Origin of the sequence: Luteimonas aestuarii, from assembly GCF_004357985.1 — a bacterium.
In the GTDB taxonomy this organism is placed as follows: Bacteria; Pseudomonadota; Gammaproteobacteria; order Xanthomonadales; family Xanthomonadaceae; genus Luteimonas; species Luteimonas aestuarii.
Map to the genome: position 1 here is coordinate 71,303 of NZ_SMTF01000012.1, position 22,979 is coordinate 94,281.

Below are 22,979 nucleotides of genomic sequence, written 5' to 3' on the forward strand. Positions count from 1 at the left end.
TCGTGCCGGACCCGCACTGGACGTCGTCGCCCAACACCCCATCGCGCGTAGCGCGCAGAACGAAGGACCTGCATGACCGACCTGCTTGAAGCCATCGAACACGAGACCGGCGCCGCCCCCCGATGGAGCGTGCTGTGGTTGCATGGCCTGGGCGCGGACGGCAACGACTTCGCGCCGATCGTGCCCGAACTGGTGCGCCGCGACTGGCCCGCGATCCGCTTCGTGTTCCCGCATGCGCCGGTGCGCGCGGTGACGATCAACAACGGCATGCGCATGCGCGCGTGGTACGACATCCGCGACTTCGACCTGGCCAACCGCGCCGACGAACAGGGCGTGATGGAATCGGTGGCGCAGGTCGAGGCCCTCATCGCTCGCGAACAGGCGCGAGGCGTTCCCGCATCGCGCATCGTGCTGGCCGGCTTCTCGCAGGGCGGCGCGATCGCACTCGCCGCCGGCCTGCGCCGCACGGAACCGCTGGCCGGCCTGGTCGGCCTGTCCACCTACCTGCCTGCCGCGCAGTCGGCCGCGGCTGCACTGGCGGACGGTGCCACCGCGCAGCCGGTGTTCATGGCGCATGGCAGCCAGGACCCGGTGGTGCCGCTTGCGGCGGGGGAACAGAGCGCGGCGCTGCTGCAGCGGCTGGGGTTCGAGGTCGCGTTCCATCGCTACCCGATGCCGCATTCGGTCTGCGCCGAAGAGGTCGCCGCGCTGGGCGATTGGTTGTCGCAACGGTTCACGGCGGGCTGAGACGGCGTGTGGCCGGCGTGACGCGCGGGCGCTACCATCCGGGCCAGCCCGACGCTTCGCTGGAGTCGCCCCGCGCATGAAGATCGTTATCGCCGACGACGAGCCGCTGGCGCGCGAGCGACTGCGGTCGCTACTGGCCGACGAAGCCGGGGCCGAGGTGGTGGCGGAGGCGGGCGATGGCCATGCCGCGCTGCGCGCTTGCGCCGAGCACGACCCGGACCTGGTATTGCTGGACATCGCGATGCCGGGCATCGACGGCATGGAGACTGCGCGGCACCTGTCGGCGTTCGATCCGCAGCCGGCGGTGGTGTTCTGCACCGCCTACGACCAGCATGCGCTGTCGGCGTTCGAGGCCGCGGCGGTGGACTATCTAGTCAAGCCGGTGCGCCCGGAGCGCCTGGCCGCCGCGCTCGAGCGCGTGCGCACCTTCGCCGCCGGGCGCGAACGCACCCAGCCGCCCGGGGGCGGGCGCAAGCGCACCCACCTGTGTGCCCGCCTGCGCGGCAACCTGCGCCTGATCCCGATCGACGACGTGCGTTACCTGCAGGCCGAGGAAAAGTACGTGGTGGTGCACCACGCCCGCGGCGAGGACCTGATCGAGGAATCGCTGAAGTCGCTGGAGGACGAGTTCGGCGACCGCTTCGTGCGCATCCATCGCAATTGCCTGGTCGCGCGCCACGAACTGGTGGAACTCAAGCGCGATCCCGACGGCCACGTGCATGCCATCCTGCGCCACGGCGACAAGCCGCTGGAAGTGAGCCGGCGCAGCGTGGCGCAGCTGCGGGATACGATCCGCCGGCTGTAGGTGCCGCGCCGGGCATGGCGTCCGGCGAGAGGCGATAATGCGCGCATGGAACGCCTGCGCATCGCCACCCGCAAGAGCCCGCTCGCCCTCTGGCAGACCGAGCACGTCGCAGCGCGGCTGCGCGCGGCGTACCCCGGTCTGCGGGTCGAACTGGTGCCGTTGTCCACCCGAGGCGACGAGGTGCTGGATCGCTCGCTGGCCGCGATCGGCGGCAAGGGCCTGTTCCTCAAGGAACTGGAAGTGGCGATGCAGCGAGGCGAGGCCGACTGCGCGGTGCATTCGCTCAAGGACGTGCCGATGGAGCTGGAGCCGGGCTTCGCGCTGGCCGCGATCCTCGCACGCGCCGACCATGCCGATGCCTTCATCAGCCATCGTTTCGACGGCATCGACGGCCTGCCCGAAGGCGCGTGCGTGGGCACTTCGTCGCTGCGCCGCCAGGCGCAGTTGCGCGCGCGGCGGCCGGACCTGGTGCTGCGCGACCTGCGCGGCAACGTCAACACGCGCCTGGCCAAGCTCGATGCCGGCGATTACGACGCCATCGTGCTGGCGTGCGCGGGACTGGAACGGCTGGGCCTGCAGTCGCGCATCCGTGCGCGGCTGGATGCGCCGCAGTGGCTGCCCGCGCCGGCGCAGGGTGCGATCGCCATCGAATGCCGCGATGGCGACGTCGAAGCGCAGGGCCTGCTGTCGGTCCTCGATGATGCGCCCACGCGCACCTGCGTCGAGGCCGAGCGTGCGATGAACCGCGCATTGCATGGCAGCTGTCACGTGCCGGTGGCGGCGCTGGCGCGACTCGAAGGCATGCGCCTGCACCTGCAGGGGTTGGTCGGATCGGCAGGCGATGGCCGCCTGGTGCGCGCAGAAGCCGAAGGCGATGCACTTTCTGCGGTGGCATTGGGTGAGTCTGTCGCGCACGCGCTGCTGCAGTCGGGCGCAGGGGAACTGCTGGGATCGGTGGCGGAATGACCGCGGCATGGTGACGGGAATGGATGCCGCATGGCGATGGGACTGGTGAGGAATCTGCCGTCGTCCCGGCGCTTGCTTGCGGCCCTTCGCGGGCTCAGCGGAAGGTGTAGACCAGGTCGAGCGTGGTCAGCGTGTCGGTGCGACGGATGCCGGCAGTCGTGTCGGCATCGCTGTTGTAGCGCGCTTGCAGACCCGCCTTGAGTGCGAAGGCCTCGTTCATCGCCACGGCCATGCCAAGGTCGTTCTGCGCGAAGGTGTTGTCGCTGCCTGACTCCGCCAGCAGCGTGTCGACCAGTGCCGTGTTCGCGGTGAGCTGGTGGCCGAGCACGGCCCTGGCGCGGACGATCACGCCGCTTTCGGTCTCGCCGGTGTCGGCTTCACGGGCGCGGCGGAAGCCGGGCCCGATTTCGGCCGGGAGCGTGGTGCGCTCGCGATCCACCAGTCTGCGGCCGTAGCCGATCGCCAGCGCGGCCTGGTAGTCGTAGGGCGAGAAGTCGTCGCCCTCGTAGCGCGTGCTGCTGACCACGAAGCTGCGGGCATCGAACTTGTACGCACTCGATGCGCCCGGTTCGCAACGGTTGGCATTGAGGGCGTAGCGCGTCTCCGGCACGCCGTCGCCATCGAAGTCGCCGGGCACTTCGCCCTTCGCGCGCAGTGCAGCGGCGTGCCACTCGTGCGTGCGTTGAGGTTTTCCGAGCGTGCGTCGCCACGCGACAGGGCGAACCCGAGCTCGCCGGTGCCGGCCCAGCCCTCGGGCCAGGCGCGGCATCCTGCGCGTATGCCAGTGGTGAGGCGACGGCAGCGAGGATGGCGGTAGACAGGATCGTGGTCGCGGGATGACGCATGGAAACTGCTGTCTGGTGGCAGCAAGCAACGGCTCGGCAAAAAAGGCCGAGCGTGCGGCCGTGGCAGCCGGGATGGTCCCGGCTCAGAACACGTAGCGCAGGCTCATCGAGCCTTCGGTGTTGGTGATGCCGTTGCCGCCGTTGCCGGCGGTGTTGTGGCGCAGTTCGAAATCGCTGCGCAGCGACCACTGCGGCACCAGGTGCAGGTCGAAGCCGATGGTCTGGCGGACGAATGTGTTGGCGCGGCCGGTTTCGACGTGGGTGCGTTGCTGCAGGAAGGCACGGTTGCCGAAGCGCTGGGTGTACAGCACGCTGCCGCGCGCGATCGGGCCTTCGGCCGCAGTGCCGTAATCCACGTAGGGCTGGATGCGGTAACCGGTACCCACCTCGATCTGCACGCGCGCATCGGGACTGCGCACGGCTTCGTAGCCGTAGGTGGTGGCGATCCGGTCGTTGCGGCCGGTGTTGTAGAACCAGTCGCGGCGCGTGGCTGGCGAACGCAGGCCGATCACCCGGCGCGAAGACAGCTGCGGCAGGCTGGCGGGGGCGATGCGCTGGTAGCTGCCCGGCGCCGAGGTCGGTTGGATCGGGCCGCGTGCGGTGGGTCGCATCCACTCGGCATCCGCGCAGACCAGGCGGTAGCAGGGCAGCCGCAGCGACACCTGCCCAGCCGCCAGCGCGACCGCGGCGGGGCGGTCGGGCGCTTCGGGCAATGGGTGCAGGAAGACCGGCAATCCCGCGACTGCCAGCCACCAGGACGCGAACATGGATTTCCCCGATGGAACCGGTTGCCGACCCATTATGCCGCACTGCAGCGAAGCCGGCAGCCATCGCCTGAATGGGGCTTTAGCCGGCGGTCAGTAGTACAGGGTCACCAGGTGCCGGGCCTGCGCGAAGAACAACCAGCGCTCGACCACGCTGCCGGCCAGCACCGCGAATGCCGTGAACCATAGCCACGCTGTCGCCGGACCGATGCCCAGCGACGCCAGCAGCAGCGCCAGTGCCGGACCGGCGACCAGCAGCGCGGTCGCCAGCCAGCGCAGGCGGTCGGCGTGCCGTCGTGCCACGACGAAGGCCATCTCGCGGGTGATGTAGTTCTGCTCGGTATGCGGGCGCTCGAACACGGATACTTCCCGTCCCGGCAGGCCGACGGCGGCACCGCGGGTGGCCGGCACGGGTTCGCCATCGATGCCGCGCCAGTACAGCCACTTCGCCACGGCCACCAGCAGGCCCAGTACGGCGATGGTGCCCAGCATCATCCGGGCGTCGCCGGCCACCGGCAGCAGCACGGCCATCAGCGCGAACAGCAGGGCAAGCCCAGAGAGCATGGCGAACAGCAGGTACACCGGCAACACCAGCGGATGGCGCCAGGCGGGGATCGGCGGCAGCGACGCGTAGATCATCGCGGTGCAGGCCACGGTGGCCAGCGACAGCAGGGCGAGCAGCAGGCCCGAAACGCCCAGCAGCATCGCGCGGTCGGCGCCGGGTTCGACCCACAGCAAGAGCACGCCGATCGCCACCGCCGGCAGCATCGTCGCCAGCGCCAGCACGCCTTCGCGCGACAGCCACGAGGTGCGCCACTGCGACAGCGCCCGCCATGCACGGCCCGGCTTGCCGAGGTGGCCGAGCGAACTCAACAGCCCCGCCACCGCGAGCACCCACCCGAGCAGCAGTGCCCAGGCCTGCAATGCGTGCAGTGATTGCATGGCGCCGGCGTTGGCATGCAGCAGGGCGATCGACAGGCCCAGCCACAGCAACAGGCCGAAACCGGCGCCGGACAGGGTGGTGAAGAAGATGACGGAAAGTGCCGGGTTCACGACGGTCTCGACTGCAGCGCCCGCAGGCAGGGCGTGGGCGCGCGCGTGGAAGGTCGGCGGAAGTCGTGGTGCATGTCAGCGACTCAACACGCGCTGCAGCCACCGCGACACCAGGCCCGGCGCATCCGCCGGCGCCGATTGTGCGGCGCTGTCCGGAATGGCATCCCCGCCCGTGCGTCGCGGGCGCGGCGGCAGGTAGCGATTGACCGGCTGGTACCCCAGCTCCGGCATCAGCGCCACGCCTTCGCGCGCGGCCACCAGCTTGGACACGTCCGAATCGGGGTCGCCGAGGTCGCCGAAGTGCCGCGCCTTGGTCGGGCACGCCTGCACGCAGGCGGGCACGCGGTCGACGGGATCGAGGCGCTCGTTGTGGATGCGATCCACGCACAGCGTGCATTTCTTCATCACGCCTTCCACTTCGGAGTACTCGCGCGCGCCGTACGGACAGGCCCACGAACACAGCTTGCAGCCGATGCACTTGTCCTCGTCCACCAGCACGATGCCGTCCTCGGCACGCTTGTAGCTGGCGCCGGTGGGACAGACGGTGACGCAGGCGGGGGTTTCGCAGTGCAGGCAACTGCGCGGGAAGTGCAGTGTCATCGCCGGTTGCAGCTGTGGCGCTTCCCCTGCGCCTGCCGTAGGCGGTTGGGGGCGCTCCGCCGCCACCTCGTAGCTGTGCACGCGGTTGAACCACACGCCCGACGGCTGCTTGCCGTAAGGCTGTTCGTCGGTCAGCGGACCGGCGATGCCGCCGGCGTTCCATTCCTTGCAACTGGTGGCGCAGGCATGGCAGCCGACGCAGGTGTCGAGGTCGATCACCAGGCCCAGCTTCTTCTTCGACGGCGGCGGCAGCGCGGTCATGGCAGCTCGCGATGCCGCAGCAGGCCCGCGCCCCAGGCCGCCATGGCGCACGACAGCAGGAACACGAACGCGGCGCGCCAGCGCGGCGAGGGCGGTGCCGTCAGCATGCCGCGCGCTTCGCCCAGCGCCGGGAACGCAGAGGGATCGATGAACGCCCAGGCCGATACCGCCATGCCGGCCAGGCCGCCGCCCAGCATCAGGATGCGCAGCACGGTCATCAGCGTATTCATGCCGACGGGCCCATGCCGATGGCGACTGGTGGATGCAAGGCGTTGCGATACAGAGGCACGGTCATCGGCTCAGAACGGGAAGTAACGCGGGATCAGCACCACCGCCATCACGAAGAAGATCAGGTTCAACGGCACGCCGATCCTGAAGAAGTCCGAGAACCGGTAGCCGCCGGCGGTGTACACCATGGTGTTGGTCTGGTAGCCGACCGGCGTGGCGAAGCTGGTCGAGGCCGCGAACGCGACCGCCACCAGGAACGGTTTCGGATCGACCCCCATCACCCCCGCGGTGGCGATGGCGATGGGCGCGATCAGCACCGCCGAGGCGTTGTTGCTCATCATCTCGGTCATCACCGCGGTCAGCAGGTAGATGATCGCCAGCGTCAGCAGCGGATTGCCGTTGCCGATCAGGTCCAGCGCGCCCTGCGCGATCCAGTCTGCGCCGCCGGAGTTCTGCAGCGCGATGCCCAGCGGCAGCACGCCGGCCAGCAGCATGATCACGCGCCAGTCGATGCCGCCATAGGCGTCTTCCGGCGTCAGCACGTTCACCGCGACGAGCGCCACGCAGCCCAGCAGCGCCGAGGCGACGATCGGCATGATTTCGAAGGCCGACAGCGCGATCACCGCGACCATGATGCCGACCGAAAGGATCGCGCGGCGCGAATCCACCTCGCGCTTGGCGCGCCTGGTCAACAGCATCAGCCCCGGCTCCTGGCGCAGCGCATCCAGTGCGGCGGGCGTGCCGTCGACCAGCAGGATGTCGCCGACTTCCAGCGGGATGCGGTGCAGCGGGCGGCGCAGGCGCTCGTTCGGCCGCTGCAGCCCGTGCACGCGCAGCCGATAGGTATGCCCGAAGCGTAGCGACGCCATGGTGTGGCCGGCCAGGTGGGAGCCGGGCACCACCATCAGCTCGGCGTGCACGCGGTCCGCGGCGGGATCGGCCACCAGATCCTTGGCCACCGGGTCGTAGTCGAGTTTCAGCTCCTTGCGCACCTTGTCGATCGCGTTCCAGGCACCGCGCAGCAACAGGCGGTCGCCGGCCTGCACCTCGGTGGTCGACGGACTGTGCAGGGTCACGCTTTCGCGGACGATCTCGATGATGTACACGTCGCCGCTGTCGAGCGGCAGCAGCTCATTGCCACGCTTGCCGATCAGCGACGACTTTTCCGGCACGTGAAGTTCGGTCAGGTAGCGGCCGCGGTGGCTGTCGTCGTCGGCATTGGGAATGCCATAGTCGGGCAGCAGGTAACGACGCGAGAACATCAGATACACCGTGCCCACCACCACGAACCAGATGCCCAGTGCGGTGAACTCGAACAGCGTGAACCCGGACAGGCCGTGCTGCACCGCCACCGAATGCACCAGCAGGTTGGTGGACGTGCCCACCAGCGTGCAGACGCCGCCGAACTGTGCCGCATAGGACAGCGGGATCAGCATCTTCGAAGGGGACTGCCCGGTGGCGGCCGCCGCCGCGATCACCAGCGGCAGGAACACCGCCACGATCGCGGTGTTGTTGATGAAGGCCGAAGTGCCCGCCGCCAGCAGCATCATGGCCAGCGCGAACATCCATGGCCAACGGATGCGCGACAGCAGGTCGCCAAGGCCATTGAGGATGCCGCTGCGCGCAATGCCCGCACTGAGCACGAACATCGCCGCGACCGTCACCGTGGCCTCGCTGGCGAACCCGGACAACGCCTGCGCAGGCGTGACCAGCCCCAGGATCAGCACGCTGGCCAGCACCAGCATCGCCACCAGGTCGACCGGCAGCTTTTCGCTGATGAACAGGAACAAGGCCCCGGCCAGCACCAGGAACGTCAGCAGTAGTTGGATTTCCATGTCGTTGGGTCTAGCGGTCGCGATCCGTGGACGACGCGCCATAGCGTAGCGGTTGCGTGCCGGCATTGCCCAGAGGCAACGCGGGGAACTGCGGTCGCGTGCCATCGGCTGCGGCGCCGGCCGGACGAATCGCCACGCGCAGGTCGAACCACGCGGCCTGCCCGGTGACCGGGTCGGCATTGGCGTAATCGCCCTTGGGCGTGACGTCCGAGATCAGGTGGTTGAGCAGGAAGCCCTTCTCGCCTTCCGGTGCGTCCTTCGCCAACCGCCACGCGCCGCGGCGCTTGCCGATGGCGTTCCATGTCCACACCGTATCGGGCTGCACGTTGGCGGCGAACTTCGCCTGTGCGGTGATCTCGCCGTGGTGCGAGGCAACCGTCACCCAGCCCTCGTCGGCAAGTCCGTACTGCGTGCCGGTATCCGGGTGCAGGTACAGGAAGTTGCGCGCCGCGATCTGCCGCAGCCACGCGTTCTGCGAGCCCCAGGCGTGGTACATGAACATCGGTCGCTGGGTCACCGCATTGAGCGGATAGGCGTCGCGTGAGGTCTGGTCGTGTTCGAACGGTTCGTACCAGATCGGCAGCGGATCGAAGTACGTCGCCACGCGTTCGCGATGGCGTTCGGGCGGCTGCCGTTCGCCGTGGCCCTGCGCGGCGAGGCGGAACTTCTGCAGCGGCTCGGCGTAGAGCTGCAGCACGATCGGGTCGGTACTGCCCACGAAGCCGAAACGCTGCGCCCACTCGAGGTAGCCGCGGTTGGCCATCTTGAAATAGCGCGCGTTTCGCGGGATTTCCTCGCGCCAGAAGCCGCCGTTGTCGATGTAGCGCTGCAACTGGTCGGGATTGGGCGCGCCCTTGCCGTGCTGCGTGCCGTCGCCGCGCCAGCCGGCGAGCAGGCCGATGCCCGGTGCGCGCTCGTGGCGCAGGATGTAGTCGGCGTAGTCGCGGTACTTCGGGGTGCCGTTGTCGTCGCACAGGCCCGGCAGTCCGATGCGCGCGCCGAGGTCGATCAACACCGACTGGAAGCCGCGCACGTCGCGCGGGCGTCCGTCCTTGTCGGCTTGCGTGGCCGGATCGAACACCGGGTGGCGGATCGCATCGCTGGCGCCGTCGGCGTCGGAGATCGGACGGTCGAGCAGGCTGATCGCGTCGAAGCGCTCGAGGTAGGTGGTATCGGGCAGCACCAGGTCGGCGTAGGCCACCATCTCGCTGGCGTAGGCGTCGGAGTAGATGATGCGCGGGATGCGGTAGTCGCCGGCCGCGTCCCTGTCGGTCAGCCACTGCATCGTCCCGGTGGTGTTCATCGCCGAGTTCCAGCTCATGTTGGCCATGAACATCATCAGTGTGTCGATGCGGTACGGATCGCCCGCCCAGGCGTTGCGGATGACGGTGTGCATCATCCCGTGCGCCGACAGCGGATAGGCCCATGAGAACGCGTGGTCGATGCGGCGCGGTTCACCGTCGGCATCCACGACCAGGTCTTCCGGCCCATGCACGAAGCCCAGCGGCGGCGCGTCGAGGATGCCGGCGTCGTTGCGGGTCTTGCCCGGACGGTTCGGCAGCGGAATGGGCTTGGGGTAGGGCGGCTGGTAGCGGAACGAACCGGGGGCATCCACCGCGCCCAGCAGCAGTTGCAGCAGGTGCAACGCGCGGCAGGTGTGGAAGCCGTTGCTGTGCGCGCTGATGCCGCGCATCGCATGCATGGCGACGGGACGGCCCACCATCTCGCTGTGCTCGCGGCCCCAGGCGTCGGTCCAGGCGATCGGCAGCGTCAGCTTGCTTTCGAACGCGGCTTCGGCCAGTTCGCGTGCGATGCGGCGAATGGTGTCGGCGGTGATGCCGCAGCGCTCGGCAACGGCATCGGGTGCGTACTGCGGATCGAGGTAGCGATCGACGACCAACTGGAACACGGGTACGGCGGTGCGGCCGTCGGGCAGGGTGTATTCGCCGACGACGGCGGGCGAGATGTCGATGGCACTGGCGGATATCGTCGCGCCGTTGCCCCCACCCCAACCCTCCCCCGCAAGCGGAGGAGGGGGAAAAGCACCGCTTCGCTCCGCTCCTTCCCCTGCGTGCGGGGGAGGGCCGGGGTGGCGGCAACGCGCAGCGGTGTCCCAGCACAGCACGTTGCCCTCCGCATCGCGCGCGAACAATCCGTCGTCCGCGCCACCGGGATTGCGCACCACCAGCCAGTGCGCATTGGCGTAGCGCACCAGGTAATCGAGGTCGATGCGATCCATCCGCAGCAGTTCATGGATCAGCGCGAACGCCAACAACCCGTCGGTACCGGGGCGGATGCCGATCCATTCGTCGGCGATGGCGCCATAGCCGCTGCGCACCGGGTTGACCGCGACGATCTTCGCGCCGTTGGCCTTCAGCTTGCCCAGGCCCAGCTTGATCGGATTTGAGTCGTGGTCCTCGGCCACGCCCCACAGCATCAGGTAGCGGGCGTGGTCCCAGTCGGGTTCGCCGAATTCCCAGAAGCTGCCGCCCAGCGTGTACAGGCCGCCGGTGGCCATGTTGACCGAGCAGAAGCCGCCATGCGCGGCGTAGTTGACCGTGCCGAACTGCTGCGCCCACCAGCCGGTCAGCGCCTGCGACTGGTCGCGGCCGGTGAAGAACGCCAGCTCGTCCGGGTTGCGCTCGCGGATCGGCTTGAGCCAGGACGCGGCGAGCTCCAGCGCTTCCTCCCATTCGATCTCGCGGAACTCGCCGCTGCCGCGCTCGCCGGTGCGCAACAGGGGCTTGGTGAGCCGCGCCGGCGAGTAGTGCTGCATGATCCCGCTGGCGCCCTTCGCGCACAGCACGCCCCTGTTGACCGGATGCGCGGCGTTGCCCTGGATGTAGCGGATGCTGCCGTCCTTCAGCCACACCTTGATGCCGCAGCGGCAGGCGCACATGTAGCAGGTCGTGGTCTTCACCTCGTCGCCGGGCGAGGGCGACAGGTCGAGGATGGGCTCGGCTGGAGCGGGCTGCGTCATGTGGCTATTGTGCCGCGCCATGGCAAGGGCTGCCTGCCGGGGAATCGGGAGGATGGCTTCGGGTCGACGGATGTCACGCGCGCTGCGCCGTCGACCCGGCATAATCCGGCCATGGACCGATACGAACGCATCCTTTCCCTGCACCGCATCCTCAAGACCGCGCGCTACCCGGTGACGGTGGCGCGGCTGCAGGATGAACTCGAATGTTCGCGCGCGACGGTCTACCGCGACCTCGCCTTCCTGCGCGATGCGCTGATGGCACCGGTGGTGGGCGATGGCGAGGCCGGGTTCCGCTACGACACCGAGGATGCCGAGCGCTTCGAACTGCCCGGCTTGTGGCTGACCTCCGACGAACTGCATGCGCTGCTGGCCGCGCAACAGCTGCTGTCGCGCAGCACCGGTGGCGTGCTGTCGGGCGCGCTGGCGCCGCTGCAGTCGCGCATCGACAAGCTGCTGGCCGAGCACGCCACCGGCGACCGCTGGCCTGTCGAGCGCGTGCGCGTCATCCCGCACCGCGGCCGGCGCATGGACGAGCACGCCTTCCGCAACGTCTGCTCGGCGGTGCTGCAGCGCAAGCAGCTGTCGTTCGACTACCGCGCGCGCTCCACCGACGAGAAGACGCGGCGCACGGTGTCGCCACAGCGCATCACCCACTATCGCGACAACTGGTACCTCGATGCCTGGGACCACGAGCGCGACGCGCTGCGCAGCTTCTCCGTCGACCGCATCGGCGGCGCGCGCCTGCTCGATGCCGCCGCGCGCGACCTCCCCGAGGCCGAACTGGACCAGCACCTGTCCGGCAGCTACGGCATCTTCTCCGGCCCGCCGAAGGGCATCGCCACCATCGTGTTCAGCGAGACGTCCGCGCGCTGGGTGGCGGACGAGCACTGGCATTCGCAGCAGCAGGGCCGTTGGCTGCCCGACGGCCGCTACGAACTGAAAGTGCCCTACAGCGCCGCGCGCGAACTGCTGATGGACGTGTTGCATTACGGCGCCGATGCCGAAGTGGTGGAACCGCCGGCGCTGCGCCAGCAGGTGAAGTCGCTGCTGCAGCTGGCGCTGTCGAACTACGACGCCTGAACGGGAACGGGCGATGACGCCGGACCGCGCGCCGAAGATCGCCGGGGCTGAGCCGGTCGCACTGGTGCTCGGTGCCGGTGGTGCGCGCGGATTGGCGCAGATCGGCGTGATCGAGGTGCTGGAGGAACGCGGCCTGCGCATCGTGGCCGTGTCCGGGTCGTCCAGCGGCGCGCTGGTCGGCGGCATCTTCGCCGCCGGCAGGCTGCGTGAGTTCGATGCGCGCATCCGCCAGATGTCGCGACGGGATTTCCTGCGCCTGCTCGACCCTGGCTGGCGCCGCTCCGGCGTGCTGCGCGGCGCGCGGCTGGTCGATGCGATGCGCGAGGTGGTCGGCGATCCGGTCATCGAACAGTTGCCGATTGAATTCACCGCGGTCGCCGTGGACCTGCAGCGCCAACGCGAGGTGTGGCTGCGCGAAGGCTCGCTGTGGGACGCGCTGCGCGCATCGTTCGCGATCCCCGGGCTGTTCACGCCGCATCGGGTGAATGGCCGCGCGCTGGTCGACGGCGGCCTGCTGGCGCCGCTGCCGATCGCCGCGACGCGCTTGTCCGATGCGCACCGGCTGGTCGCGGTGGACATGCACGGCTGGCCACGGCGTCCGCCCGGCATGCCGGCCGGCGCCGGGCAGCCTGCGCAGCAGGATCCGGACACCTTGCGCAGTCGCCTTGGCGATTGGCTGCAGCGCCGGACCCGCGACGAGGATGGCGAGGAAGCGGATCCGCTGGCCATGGGCGTGCCCGAGATCATGGCGCGCTCGCTGGATACGATGCAGGCGCAGATCGCGCGCGTGCAGCTGGCGCTGGACCCGCCGGAGCTGGTCATCCGCATCCCGCGCGACGTGTGTTCGTTCTACGAGTTCTGGCGTGCGGCGGAACTGATCGACGTCGGCCGCGCCGAGGCAACCAAGGCGCTGGACGCGGCCGGGTATTGATCGCTGGCATCGCGCCTGCCCGCATGCATCGATCGGCGGGAGCGGCGACAATGTCGTCCCCCCGAGACAGGAAACCGGTATGACGAAGGCATCGATCTGGACGGTCCTTGCAATGACCTTGGCCTTGGCCGCATGCGGACAGTCGGACCATGCAGGGCATGGCGATGTCGTTGCCGGCGAGGCCCCAGGCGATGACGGCATGCACGTCACTGCACCCTGGTCCCGCGAGATTCCGCCGAACGCACCGGTCGCGGCGGGATTCCTGTCGATCCACAACGGTGGCGGGGCCGACGACCGCCTGGTGGAGGTGCGCAGCGATGCATCCGTGCGCGTCGAGATCCACGAAGTGCGCCACGAGGACGGCATGGCGCGCATGCGTGAACTCGGCGATGGCCTGCCGCTGCCGGCCGGGGCGACGGTCGAGCTCAAGCCCGGCGGCTACCACCTGATGTTCATCACCCCGGTCGAGGGGCGGTTCGCCGCCGGCAACCGCGTTGCGGCGACGTTGGTGTTCGAGCAGGCGGGTGCGCACGAGGTCGCGTTCGAAGTGCGCCCGGTCGATGCCGACGCGCCGGCACCGGCGGATGCCCACTCGCATCATTGACGGCCAGCTCGGACAGCCGCACCGCGTCGCCCGTCATGGATCGTCATCCCGCGAAGGCGGGGACACATGGATGTCGATCCATCCGCGAGCATCGACGCGCAACGACCTCGTCGCCCCGGCGAAGGCCGGGGCCCCAGGGTCCATCGCAAGGCACTGGGTCTTCGACCCCCGGCGCGCGCGCGCTCGGCCGGGCGCGCGCCTGGTGGCTCGCGAGCGAGCAGCCCGCCCTCACCCCGGCTTGCGCGCCGGGATGACGGAGTTCGTTGCGAATGGGCGGTCCCGGTAGTCCACGGAGGCGGCCCGGTGGATGGCGGTCTTCATGGCGACTGCCAACGTCGCAGCCCGTGAGAAGGCGGCGCGGCAGCCTGTCGGCCCGACAGGAGAACGCCGCCATGCCGCAGTCCACGTCCACGACCCGTCCCGTGATGCCGATGGTCGAGCAGCTCCTGCTCGGCGTCATCGGCCTCGCGCTGGTGTTGATGCTGTCCTTCCCCACCGCGCGTGGTACCAGCGCCCTGTTCGGCTGGATGGCGCTGTGGTTGCCCGGCCTGCCGCTGGCCGCGTTGCTGGCCTGCCGGCTGGCGCGCCGCTGGACCGGGGAGGCGCCGTTGCCGCGGCCGGTGCAGGTGCGCCGTCGTCGTACCGCGCCCGCCGCCGTGCGCCTACCCCGAACCTTGCCGGCCGCGGCTGCGCGCCGGGCGCGACGCCCGCAGGCGGCCTGAGTCCGGCCCCGACTTCCGGCCCTCGGACCGACCCGCGGCGTGTGATAGCTTCCGCGGCCTGCTTTCCAAGGGAGTCGTGGCATGTCGAAGTTGTCGCAGGCCTGCGTGGCCGCCGGAGTGGCCGTGTGCCTCGCTGCAGGCGCCGCGGGCGCGCAGGAGGGTGCCGTGGGCGATCCGCACCAATGGCTGGAAGGGGTCGAGGACCCGAAGGCGCTGGAATGGGTGAAGGCCCAGAACGCCGTGGCCGAGGCCGAACTGGCCGCCACGCCCGAGTTCCGCCGGCTTGAAGCCGACCTGCTGGCGATCTACGACTCTGACGCACGCATCCCCGCCGTCAACAAGCAGGGCGAGTGGTACTACAACTTCTGGCGTGACCAGCAGAACCCGCGCGGCCTGTGGCGGCGCACCACGCTCGAGGAATACCGCAAGCCCAACCCGCAATGGGACGTGCTGCTCGACCTCGACGCGCTGAACAAGGCCGAAGGCACCAACTGGGTCTGGGGCGGCGCCAACTGCCTGCGTCCGGACTATGCACGCTGCCTGATCGCACTGTCGCGCGGCGGCGCCGATGCCACCGTGACGCGCGAGTTCGACATTCCGTCGAAGTCCTTCGTCGAAGGCGGCTTCTTCCGCCCGGAGGCCAAGGGCGCGCTGACCTGGGTCGACCGCGACACCGTCTATGCCTTCACCGATTTCGGCGACGGCACGCTCACCGAGTCGGGCTACCCGCGCATCGTCAAGCGCTGGACGCGCGGCACGCCGTTCGAGTCCGCGGCCGTGGTGTACGAAGGCACCGCCGACGACATGTACATCTCCGCCGGCCGCGACCACACGCCCTTCTACGAGCGCGATTTCGTCAGCCGCACCATCGCCTTCTACAACGACGAGGTGTACCTGGTCGGCGCCGATGGCGCGCTGACCAAGGTGGACGCGCCCAATTCGGCCAACAAGTCCGCCAATCGCGAATGGCTCACGCTGGAGCTGCGCGAGCCGTGGACGGTGGGCGGCAGGACGTATCCGGCCGGCTCGCTGCTGGCGGCCAACTTCGACGCCTTCATGGCCGGCGAGCGCAGCTTCGACGTGCTGTTCGAACCCAGCGACACCACCTCGCTGGCAGGCTTTTCGTGGACGAAAAACCACCTGGTCCTCAACGTGCTCGAGGACGTCAAGAACAAGCTGACCGTGCTCACCCCCGGCGCCGACGGCTGGGCGCGCCGCCCGCTGGCGGGGGTGCCCGAGTTCGGCACCGTGTCCGCGCGCGCGGTCGACAGCGACGAGTCCGATGCGCTGTGGCTCACCGTCACCGACTTCCTCACCCCCAGCACGCTGATGCTCGGCGATGCGGGGGAGGGCGCGGCCGCGCCGGAAACGCTGAAGACCATGCCGGCGTTCTTCGACGCGTCGAACCACGTGGTGGAGCAGCACTTCGCCACCTCGAAGGACGGCACCCGCGTGCCGTACTTCCTGGTGCGGCCGAAGGACCTCGCGTTCGACGGCACCGCGCCGACCCTGCTCTACGGCTACGGCGGCTTCGAGATCTCGCTCACGCCGGGCTATTCCGGTGGCACCGGCAAGGGCTGGCTGGAGAAGGGCGGCACCTATGCGGTCGCCAACATCCGCGGCGGTGGCGAGTACGGCCCGCGCTGGCACCAGGCGGCGCTGAAGCAGAACCGGCACAAGGCCTATGAGGACTTCGCCGCGGTCGCGCAGGACATGATCGACCGCAACATCACCTCGCCCGCGCACCTGGGCATTCGTGGCGGCAGCAACGGCGGCCTGCTCACCGGCAACATGCTGGTGCAGTACCCGGAGCTGTTCGGCGCAGTGGTGATCCAGGTGCCGCTGCTGGACATGCAGCGCTACAACAAGCTGCTGGCCGGTGCTTCGTGGATGGCCGAGTACGGCAATCCGGACATCCCGGAGGAGTGGGAGTACATCCAGACCTTCTCGCCCTACCACCTGTTCGATCCCGCGAAGCAGTACCCGCCGACCATCCTGCTCACCTCCACCCGCGACGACCGCGTGCACCCGGGCCATGCCCGCAAGATGCACGCGAAGATGCTCGAGTCCGGCCAGGACGTGCGCTACTACGAGAACATCGAGGGCGGCCACGGCGGCGCGGCGGACAACCGGCAGGCCGCGCACATGGATGCGCTGTACCTGACCTTCCTGTGGCAACAGCTGTCGAAATAGCCGCAACCCGGCGCCGGGGCGCCCTTCCGCGTGAAGGGCGCCTTGCCTCCCACCGCATGGACTCCATATGAAGACCATCCCCCTCCTGATCGCGACCTCACTGCTGATGACCACGCTGTCCGCCTGCCAGCCCGGCAACGATGCCGCGGCACCCGATGCCACCGCCTCCGCCAATCCGGCGCAGGCCGAACGCGCCGCGCCGCGCGCGCTGGCCAATGCCGCCACCCCGCCCGATGCCGGGAAGCGTGATTTCGCGGTGAAGGCGCCGCACGGGGCCGAGCGCAACGATGAGTACTACTGGCTGCGAGACGACAAGCGCGAAAACCCGGAGGTGCTGGCGTACCTCAACGCCGAGAACGCCTATGCCGATGCGGTGCTGGCGCCGCTCAAGGGCGTGGAGAACGCGCTGTACGACGAGATCGTCGCGCGGATCAAGCAGGACGACAGCTCGGTGCCGTACCGCGAGCGCGGGTACTGGTACTACACCCGTTTCGAAACCGGCAAGGACTACCCGGTCTATGCACGCCGCGCCGACGCCGAGGGCGTGGACGCGCTGTCGATCCAGAGGGCCAACGACGCCGCCGACTTCAACGGCGAGCAGGTGCTGCTGGACGTCAACGTGCTGGCCGCCGGCAAGGATTTCTACCAGGTGGGCAACTGGGAAGTCAGCCAGGACAACCGCCTGCTGGCCTACGCAGAGGACCTCAACGGCCGTCGCCAGTACACCATCCGCTTCATCGACCTGGAGACCGGCGAAACGCTGCCCGACCAGATCGTCGGCATGTCCGCCAGCCTGGTCTGGGGCGACGACAACCGCACCCTGTTCTACATCGAGAACGACCCGGAGACGCTGCTCAGCAAGCGCGTGAAGAAGCACGTGCTGGGCACGCCGGTCGGCCAGGACGTACTGGTGTACGAGGAGCCGGACGACAGCTTCTACATGGGCATCGGCCGCACGCGCGACGACAGGTTCATCATCATCCACTCCAGCAGCACAGTGGCCGACGAATTGCGCTATGCGCCGGCCGCCGACCCGGCCCGCTTCACCGTGCTCGCGCCGCGCGCGCGAGACGTGGAGTACGACGCCGACCACCTCGGCGATCGCTGGGTGATCCGCACCAACGCCGGCGGGGCCACCAACTTCAAGATCGCCGAGGCACCGAGCAATGCGACCTCGCGCGAGCAGTGGACCGATGTCGTTGCGCACGACGCCAACGTGTTCATCGAAGGCGTGGAACTGTTCGACGGCTTCATGGCCATTGCCGAACGGTCCGACGCCCTCGAACGCATCCGCCTGCGCAAGGCCGATGGCAGCGAGGAACACGTCAAGGCCGACGAGTCGGCGTACTCGATGGGCCTGTCGGCCAACCCCGAGCCCGACAGCGAATGGCTGCGCTATACCTACACTTCGATGACCACGCCGGCCACCACGTACGAGCTGAACGTGGACACCGGCGAGCGCCGCGAGCTGAAGCAGCAACCGGTGCCGGGTTACGACCCCTCGCAGTACGTCACCGAACGCGTCTGGGCGCCGGCACGCGACGGCAGCACCCGCATCCCGGTGACCCTGGTGTATCGCAAGGGCTTTGCGAAGGACGGCACCGCGCCGTTGCTGCAGTACGGCTACGGCAGCTACGGCGCGTCGATGGACCCGGGCTTCAGCGCGACCAACGTCAGCCTGCTCGACCGCGGCGTGGTGTATGCGCTGGCGCACATCCGCGGCGGCCAGGAGATGGGTCGCAAGTGGTACGACGACGGCAAGCTGCTCAACAAGATCAACACCTTCACCGACTTCATCGACGTCACCGACTTCCTGGTCAAGGAGGGCTATGGCGCGCCGGACCGTGTGGCGGCCTATGGCGGCAGCGCAGGCGGCCTGCTGGTGGGCGCGATCGCGAACATGGCGCCGGAAAAGTACAACGTGATCCTGTCGCAGGTGCCGTTCGTCGACGTGGTCACCACCATGCTCGATCCCAGCATCCCGCTGACCACCAACGAGTACGACGAGTGGGGCAACCCGGAGCAGAAGGAGTTCTACGACTACATCGTCCAGTACTCGCCGTACGACAACCTCGAGGCCAAGGCCTATCCGGCGATGTTCGTCGGCACCGGGCTGTGGGATTCGCAGGTGCAGTACTGGGAGCCGGCGAAGTACGTCGCCCGCCTGCGCGACCTCAACACCAGCGATCGCCCGGTGGTGTTCCGCACCAACATGGAGGCCGGCCACGGCGGCAAGTCGGGCCGTTTCCGCCGCTTCCGCGAAGTGTCCGAGATGTACGCCTTCATGCTCGACCAACTCGGCGTGCCCGAACGCTGAGCGTCGGTGCGGTCGCATGACACCACGACAAACCCCGCACGCGCGGGGTTTGTCGCGTTCGGGCATTGCAGAGGCGGGCCGTGCCCCCACCCCAGCCCGCCCGGCGCAGCACGCCGGTCGTTCGGATGATTCGCGCAGCGGTGCTGCGCAAGCGAATCAACCTCACGCCCGTAAACGGGGGAGGGGGGCAGATCACATTCTTTCCCCATAGCCGCAAGCCGTCAGGAAGCAGGTCAGCCCCTCTTTCCCCCTCCACCGTTTACGGGGGAGGGTCGGGGGTGGGGGCCAGTGACGCCGCGTGATCCCCACTCCCGCACCACTCAATAGAATCCCCCCATGACGCTACGTTCGCGCTTCCGCTGGGCCTGGTGGCTGCTGGCCTACCTCAGCCTGGGCATCGGCATCGTCGGCATCGTGGTGCCCGGACTGCCGACGACCGTGTTCGTGCTGATCGCCACCTACGCCGCCGCGCGGGGGTCCGACAGGCTGCATGCCTGGCTGCTTGCGCACCCGCGTTTCGGCCCCGTGATCGTGGACTGGCAGGCGCACGGCGCGGTGTCGCGACGCGCGAAGTGGGCCGCGACCTGGACCATGCTGGCCTGTGCCGGCGTGCTGCTGCTGGTGATGCCGCTGTTCGCCGCGCATCGCGGGTGGATGACCGCGCTGCCGCTGGCGTGCATGGCGGTCGTGGCGGGCTGGCTGTGGCGGCGTCCGGAACCGCCCGGCAGGTGAACGCACGCTGCGCAGCGCGGGCCGGCCGGGCTACACTGCGCGCATGAAGACCCGGCCTGCCATCGCCCCCGCCATCGTGCTGTTCGCCTTCGTGTTCGCACTGTCCGCCTGTGGCAACAAGGGCCCTCTGGTGCTGCCTGACGAAGCCGCGCAGGACACCTTCGAGGACGAGGCGCCGATGCCGATGCCCGCCGACGAGGTGCCCGCCGATGCCGACGCGCCCCCGGTCGATGCCGGCGACGTCCCGCAGGATGACGACGGTCGCTGACCTTCGGCGGCACCCCTCCGGTGACCGGTGATGCCGATGCGCGGAACGCTCCGCTTCAGCAAGATGCATGGCGCGGGCAACGACTTCGTCGTGCTCGACTTGCGTGACGGCGCGCCTGCGCCCGATGCCGGATTGTGCCGCGCGCTGGCCGACCGCCACCGGGGCGTCGGCTGCGACCAGATCCTGACCATCGAGCCGCCGCGCAGCGCCAGTGCGGTCGCGGCCTATGGCATCTGGAATGCCGATGGTTCGCCGTCGCAGCAGTGCGGCAATGGCGCACGCTGCGTGGCGGCCTGGCTGGTGCGCGATGGCGCCGCGCACGGCGATCGCTTCGTGCTCGACAGCCCGACGCGCACGCATTTGGCGGAGGTGCTCGGCGACGGCCGCTATCGCGTGGCGATGGGCGTGCCCGAATTCATGCCGGCGCGGATTCCGTTGGCGGGGCACGATGCGGCGCAGGATGCGTATGACGTGGCGTCGGACGGGGAGGCGCGTGTGCGGTTCGGCGCAGTGTCGATGGGCAATCCGCACGCCGTGATCGAGGTGCCTGCGGTTGACGATGCACCGCTGCAGCACATTGGCGGCACGTTGCAGCAGTCGCGCTGGTTTCCGGAATCGGTGAACGTGGGCTTCGCGCAGGTGCTGTCGCCGGACCGCATCCGCCTGCGCGTGTTCGAGCGCGGCGTGGGCGAAACGCTCGCCTGCGGCAGTGGCGCCTGCGCAGCGGTGGCGGTGCTGGCGCGGCAAGGTCGCGTCGGACGCGAGGTCGCCGTATCGTTGCCGGGTGGCGAACTGCACATCGCGTGGCCGGGCGACGACGCGCCGGTCACGATGGCCGGCCCGGCCGCATTTGTCTTCGAGGGAGAATGGATCGCATGAGCACACCCGAAAAACTCGGCGCGCACGAGGTGGCGGCCTGGCTGCGGCGGCAACCGAAGTTCCTGCAGCAGTTCCCCGACCTGGCACTGAGCCTGGTGGTCCCGCGCGAGGATGGCCCGGCGGCATCGCTGGCCAGCTACCAGCTGGAAGTGCTGCGCGACAAGAACCGCGAGTTGTCCCGTCGGCTGCACGACCTGTTCGCGATCTCGCAGGAGAACGAGCGGCTGGCGGTACGCACGCATCAGTTGACGCTGTCGTTGATGCGCCAAAGCAACCGCGCCGGCGTGGTCCGTGCGATGGCGGCATCGCTGGCCGAGGATTTCAATGGCGACCTGGTGCGGATCGTGTTGTTCAGCCCGGTCGCCGGCCTGGGCGGCGAGGACTGGCTGCAGGTCATCGCGCGCGACGACCGGCTGTTGGCCCCGTTCGGCGATGCATTGAAGGAAGGCGAGCCGCTGTGCGGGCGGTTGCACCCCGACAAGCAGGCGCTGCTGTACGGCGCGCGCGTGGAGGAGGTGCAGTCCAGTGCTCTGTTGGCGATCGAAGGCACGGGCTTGGTCGCGGTGGGCAGCCAGGACCCGAACCGGTTCTACCCGGGGATGGGCACGCTGTTCCTGCGGATGATGGGCGAGGCGTTCGACGTGGCGCTGCGGCGGTTCGATGGTTGATGCGGCGGTCGCCGCGATTCCGTCATCCCCGCGCAGGCGGGGACCCATGGACGTTGTCTTGGCCTTTGGCTCAAGAGCATTTCGTCCGTTGTCGCGGCCGGGTTCATTTCTTTTCTTGCTGGCCCACTGCATGCGCGCAACGCATGCGAACGGCGAAGCCGGCCGGGCAGGCGCCTCCACTTTTGCGGCGCAAGGGACGGAAACCAGAGCCGAGGACAGCGCCGCTTCGCGCTTTACCGAACTGGCGATGGTCTGTCCACGCAGGTCCGGTGCCGCCGCAACCAAGCGGATATCGGGCCGCGACTTGCGGCGGCATCGGACCTGCGCTGCCGCGGGTGTCTATCCCCCGATCAGGAGAAGAACCAGAAAAACGGGCCTTCCCCGATCAAAGCTCACCGGTCGCGTTGAGCTCGACGGGATTTTTCGACAGGACATCCCTGTCCTGTCGAAGAGCGGCGCGCGTCCCGTGCGCCGCCCTCCGGGTCTGCCTGCATCATCGATCCTCGCGGACGAGCCGAAAGGCGGGTGCCTGCAGTGATCGATGACTACCTCTCCCACCTGCAGGTCGAACGGCGCATGTCGCCGCATACGCTGGACGGCTATCGCCGCGACCTGGTGGCGCTTTCGACGTGGACACAGGGGCAGGGCATGCAGGACGTGTCCGCGCTCAAGGAGCCCGACGTCCGCGCCTTCGTCGCGGCCGAGCATCGCCGCGGCCTGTCGCCCAAGAGCCTGCAGCGGCGGCTGTCGGCGGTGCGCAGCTTCTACCAGTGGCTGCTCAAGCACGGGCGCATTGGCGCCAATCCCGCGGCGGGCGTGCGGGCGCCCAAGGCGCCGCGCAAGCTGCCGCAGGTGCTCGATGCCGATGAGGCCAAGGCGCTGGTGGAAGTGCCGACCGACGTGCCGTTGGGCCTGCGCGACCGGGCGATGCTGGAACTGTTCTATTCCTCGGGACTGCGCCTGAGCGAGTTGTGCGCGCTGCGCTGGCGCGACCTGCAGCTCGACGAGGGGTTGGTCAGCGTGCTGGGCAAGGGCAGCAAGCAGCGGATCGTGCCGGTGGGGTCGCATGCGCGCAATGCGCTGCGCGAATGGCGTGCCGACAGTGGCGGCGCCGACGATGCGCCGGTATTCCCGGGCCGTGGCGGCGGCCCGATCAGCGCCCGCGCGGTGCAGATCCGCATGCGCCAGCTGGCGCAGCGGCAGGGACTGTTCAAGCGCGTGCACCCGCACCTGCTGCGCCATTCCTTCGCCAGCCACGTGCTGGAATCGTCCGGTGACCTGCGCGGCGTGCAGGAACTGCTGGGCCACGCCGACATTTCCACCACCCAGATCTACACGCACCTGGATTTCGGGCACCTGGCCAAGGTGTACGACGCCGCGCACCCGCGGGCCAAGCGCAGGAAGGATCCCGGTTGAGCCTTTGGTGCCTGCGCGGAGCGATGTCCGATTCCGGCGAGTATCCGGCGATGGCCGGTCGCATGCTGCAGCTCCCACTGCGCCA

Annotated in this window: 21 protein-coding genes; 14 read left to right on the plus strand and 7 right to left on the minus strand. The window is 69.1% G+C overall.

Features of this window, described 5'->3' with window-relative positions; genetic code table 11:
* Positions 1-72: 72 nt before the first annotated feature.
* From E2F46_RS13270 to hemC, 3 genes are all read left to right on the plus strand, one after another.
* The gene (locus E2F46_RS13270; RefSeq protein WP_133322836.1) at positions 73-747 is read left to right on the plus strand and encodes an alpha/beta hydrolase; all 675 of its coding nucleotides are present in this window, start codon (positions 73-75) and stop codon (positions 745-747) included.
* Positions 748-823: 76 nt separating this feature from the next.
* Complete coding sequence (locus tag E2F46_RS13275) at positions 824-1,552, plus strand: LytR/AlgR family response regulator transcription factor (RefSeq protein ID WP_133322838.1); 729 nt, start codon at positions 824-826, stop codon at positions 1,550-1,552.
* Between the two features lie 45 nt (positions 1,553-1,597).
* A complete protein-coding gene (hemC, locus tag E2F46_RS13280) occupies positions 1,598-2,518 on the plus strand; it encodes a hydroxymethylbilane synthase (RefSeq protein ID WP_133322840.1) in 921 nt (306 codons plus the stop codon).
* 94 nt (positions 2,519-2,612) lie between these two features.
* Here the strand turns inward: hemC and E2F46_RS13285 are convergent, their stop codons facing one another.
* The 7 genes from E2F46_RS13285 to E2F46_RS13315 form a co-directional block, all read right to left on the minus strand.
* Positions 2,613-3,155, minus strand: coding sequence for a DUF481 domain-containing protein (locus E2F46_RS13285; RefSeq protein ID WP_243720434.1), 543 nt, complete (start codon positions 3,153-3,155; stop codon positions 2,613-2,615).
* 291 nt (positions 3,156-3,446) lie between these two features.
* Positions 3,447-4,130, minus strand: coding sequence for a DUF481 domain-containing protein (locus tag E2F46_RS13290; RefSeq protein ID WP_165967471.1), 684 nt, complete (start codon positions 4,128-4,130; stop codon positions 3,447-3,449).
* A 90-nt stretch (positions 4,131-4,220) separates the two neighbouring features.
* Positions 4,221-5,180, minus strand: a complete 960-nt coding sequence (locus tag E2F46_RS13295; RefSeq protein WP_133322844.1) for a dimethyl sulfoxide reductase anchor subunit family protein — start codon at positions 5,178-5,180, stop codon at positions 4,221-4,223.
* Between the two features lie 75 nt (positions 5,181-5,255).
* Positions 5,256-6,041, minus strand: a complete 786-nt coding sequence (locus E2F46_RS13300; RefSeq protein WP_133322846.1) for a 4Fe-4S dicluster domain-containing protein — start codon at positions 6,039-6,041, stop codon at positions 5,256-5,258.
* Positions 6,038-6,271, minus strand: coding sequence for a hypothetical protein (locus tag E2F46_RS13305; RefSeq protein ID WP_133322848.1), 234 nt, complete (start codon positions 6,269-6,271; stop codon positions 6,038-6,040). Before E2F46_RS13305 ends, E2F46_RS13300 begins: the two co-directional genes overlap by 4 nt.
* Before the next feature lie 69 nt (positions 6,272-6,340).
* Positions 6,341-8,104 (minus strand): SLC13 family permease, encoded by a 1,764-nt coding sequence (locus E2F46_RS13310; protein ID WP_165967472.1) that lies wholly within the window; start codon positions 8,102-8,104, stop codon positions 6,341-6,343.
* A gap of 10 nt (positions 8,105-8,114) precedes the next feature.
* On the minus strand, positions 8,115-11,084 hold the full coding sequence (locus tag E2F46_RS13315; RefSeq protein WP_165967473.1) for a molybdopterin oxidoreductase family protein: 2,970 nt from the start codon (positions 11,082-11,084) through the stop codon (positions 8,115-8,117).
* Positions 11,085-11,195: 111 nt separating this feature from the next.
* Between E2F46_RS13315 and E2F46_RS13320 the strand changes: the two genes are divergently transcribed.
* From E2F46_RS13320 to xerC, 11 genes are all read left to right on the plus strand, one after another.
* Complete coding sequence (locus E2F46_RS13320; protein WP_133322854.1) at positions 11,196-12,164, plus strand: helix-turn-helix transcriptional regulator; 969 nt, start codon at positions 11,196-11,198, stop codon at positions 12,162-12,164.
* Positions 12,165-12,177: 13 nt separating this feature from the next.
* Positions 12,178-13,095, plus strand: a complete 918-nt coding sequence (locus E2F46_RS13325; RefSeq protein ID WP_133322856.1) for a patatin-like phospholipase family protein — start codon at positions 12,178-12,180, stop codon at positions 13,093-13,095.
* A gap of 79 nt (positions 13,096-13,174) precedes the next feature.
* A complete protein-coding gene (locus E2F46_RS13330; RefSeq protein ID WP_133322858.1) occupies positions 13,175-13,699 on the plus strand; it encodes a copper chaperone PCu(A)C in 525 nt (174 codons plus the stop codon).
* 392 nt (positions 13,700-14,091) lie between these two features.
* Positions 14,092-14,421, plus strand: coding sequence for a hypothetical protein (locus E2F46_RS13335; RefSeq protein ID WP_207949585.1), 330 nt, complete (start codon positions 14,092-14,094; stop codon positions 14,419-14,421).
* An 81-nt stretch (positions 14,422-14,502) separates the two neighbouring features.
* Positions 14,503-16,614: a prolyl oligopeptidase family serine peptidase gene (locus E2F46_RS13340; protein WP_133322860.1), complete on the plus strand. Its 2,112-nt coding sequence runs from the start codon at positions 14,503-14,505 to the stop codon at positions 16,612-16,614.
* Positions 16,615-16,681: 67 nt separating this feature from the next.
* Positions 16,682-18,931, plus strand: coding sequence for a S9 family peptidase (locus tag E2F46_RS13345; RefSeq protein ID WP_243720435.1), 2,250 nt, complete (start codon positions 16,682-16,684; stop codon positions 18,929-18,931).
* Positions 18,932-19,267: 336 nt separating this feature from the next.
* Positions 19,268-19,663, plus strand: coding sequence for a YbaN family protein (locus tag E2F46_RS13350; RefSeq protein ID WP_133322862.1), 396 nt, complete (start codon positions 19,268-19,270; stop codon positions 19,661-19,663).
* 43 nt (positions 19,664-19,706) lie between these two features.
* On the plus strand, positions 19,707-19,931 hold the full coding sequence (lptM, locus tag E2F46_RS13355) for an LPS translocon maturation chaperone LptM (RefSeq protein WP_133322864.1): 225 nt from the start codon (positions 19,707-19,709) through the stop codon (positions 19,929-19,931).
* Between the two features lie 30 nt (positions 19,932-19,961).
* A complete protein-coding gene (gene dapF, locus E2F46_RS13360) occupies positions 19,962-20,810 on the plus strand; it encodes a diaminopimelate epimerase (RefSeq protein WP_133322866.1) in 849 nt (282 codons plus the stop codon).
* Complete coding sequence (locus E2F46_RS13365) at positions 20,798-21,478, plus strand: DUF484 family protein (protein WP_133322868.1); 681 nt, start codon at positions 20,798-20,800, stop codon at positions 21,476-21,478. The genes dapF and E2F46_RS13365 overlap by 13 nt, the downstream gene beginning before the upstream one ends.
* Before the next feature lie 534 nt (positions 21,479-22,012).
* On the plus strand, positions 22,013-22,894 hold the full coding sequence (xerC, locus tag E2F46_RS13370; protein WP_165967474.1) for a tyrosine recombinase XerC: 882 nt from the start codon (positions 22,013-22,015) through the stop codon (positions 22,892-22,894).
* Positions 22,895-22,979: the final 85 nt, after the last annotated feature.

Bases quoted from the DNA above. Each gene is read 5' to 3' on its own strand.
- E2F46_RS13270 (WP_133322836.1), top strand. From the start codon at position 73: ATGACCGACCTGCTTGAAGCCATCGAACACGAGACCGGCGCCGCCCCC.
- E2F46_RS13305 (WP_133322848.1), bottom strand. From the start codon at position 6,271: ATGAATACGCTGATGACCGTGCTGCGCATCCTGATGCTGGGCGGCGGC.
- E2F46_RS13275 (WP_133322838.1), top strand. From the start codon at position 824: ATGAAGATCGTTATCGCCGACGACGAGCCGCTGGCGCGCGAGCGACTG.
- E2F46_RS13340 (WP_133322860.1), top strand. From the start codon at position 14,503: ATGTCGAAGTTGTCGCAGGCCTGCGTGGCCGCCGGAGTGGCCGTGTGC.
- E2F46_RS13315 (WP_165967473.1), bottom strand. From the start codon at position 11,084: ATGACGCAGCCCGCTCCAGCCGAGCCCATCCTCGACCTGTCGCCCTCG.
- E2F46_RS13290 (WP_165967471.1), bottom strand. From the start codon at position 4,130: ATGTTCGCGTCCTGGTGGCTGGCAGTCGCGGGATTGCCGGTCTTCCTG.
- hemC (WP_133322840.1), top strand. From the start codon at position 1,598: ATGGAACGCCTGCGCATCGCCACCCGCAAGAGCCCGCTCGCCCTCTGG.
- lptM (WP_133322864.1), top strand. From the start codon at position 19,707: ATGAAGACCCGGCCTGCCATCGCCCCCGCCATCGTGCTGTTCGCCTTC.
- E2F46_RS13310 (WP_165967472.1), bottom strand. From the start codon at position 8,104: ATGGAAATCCAACTACTGCTGACGTTCCTGGTGCTGGCCGGGGCCTTG.
- E2F46_RS13320 (WP_133322854.1), top strand. From the start codon at position 11,196: ATGGACCGATACGAACGCATCCTTTCCCTGCACCGCATCCTCAAGACC.
- E2F46_RS13300 (WP_133322846.1), bottom strand. From the start codon at position 6,041: ATGACCGCGCTGCCGCCGCCGTCGAAGAAGAAGCTGGGCCTGGTGATC.
- dapF (WP_133322866.1), top strand. From the start codon at position 19,962: ATGCCGATGCGCGGAACGCTCCGCTTCAGCAAGATGCATGGCGCGGGC.
- E2F46_RS13345 (WP_243720435.1), top strand. From the start codon at position 16,682: ATGAAGACCATCCCCCTCCTGATCGCGACCTCACTGCTGATGACCACG.
- E2F46_RS13335 (WP_207949585.1), top strand. From the start codon at position 14,092: ATGCCGCAGTCCACGTCCACGACCCGTCCCGTGATGCCGATGGTCGAG.
- E2F46_RS13330 (WP_133322858.1), top strand. From the start codon at position 13,175: ATGACGAAGGCATCGATCTGGACGGTCCTTGCAATGACCTTGGCCTTG.
- E2F46_RS13365 (WP_133322868.1), top strand. From the start codon at position 20,798: ATGGATCGCATGAGCACACCCGAAAAACTCGGCGCGCACGAGGTGGCG.
- E2F46_RS13325 (WP_133322856.1), top strand. From the start codon at position 12,178: ATGACGCCGGACCGCGCGCCGAAGATCGCCGGGGCTGAGCCGGTCGCA.
- E2F46_RS13350 (WP_133322862.1), top strand. From the start codon at position 19,268: ATGACGCTACGTTCGCGCTTCCGCTGGGCCTGGTGGCTGCTGGCCTAC.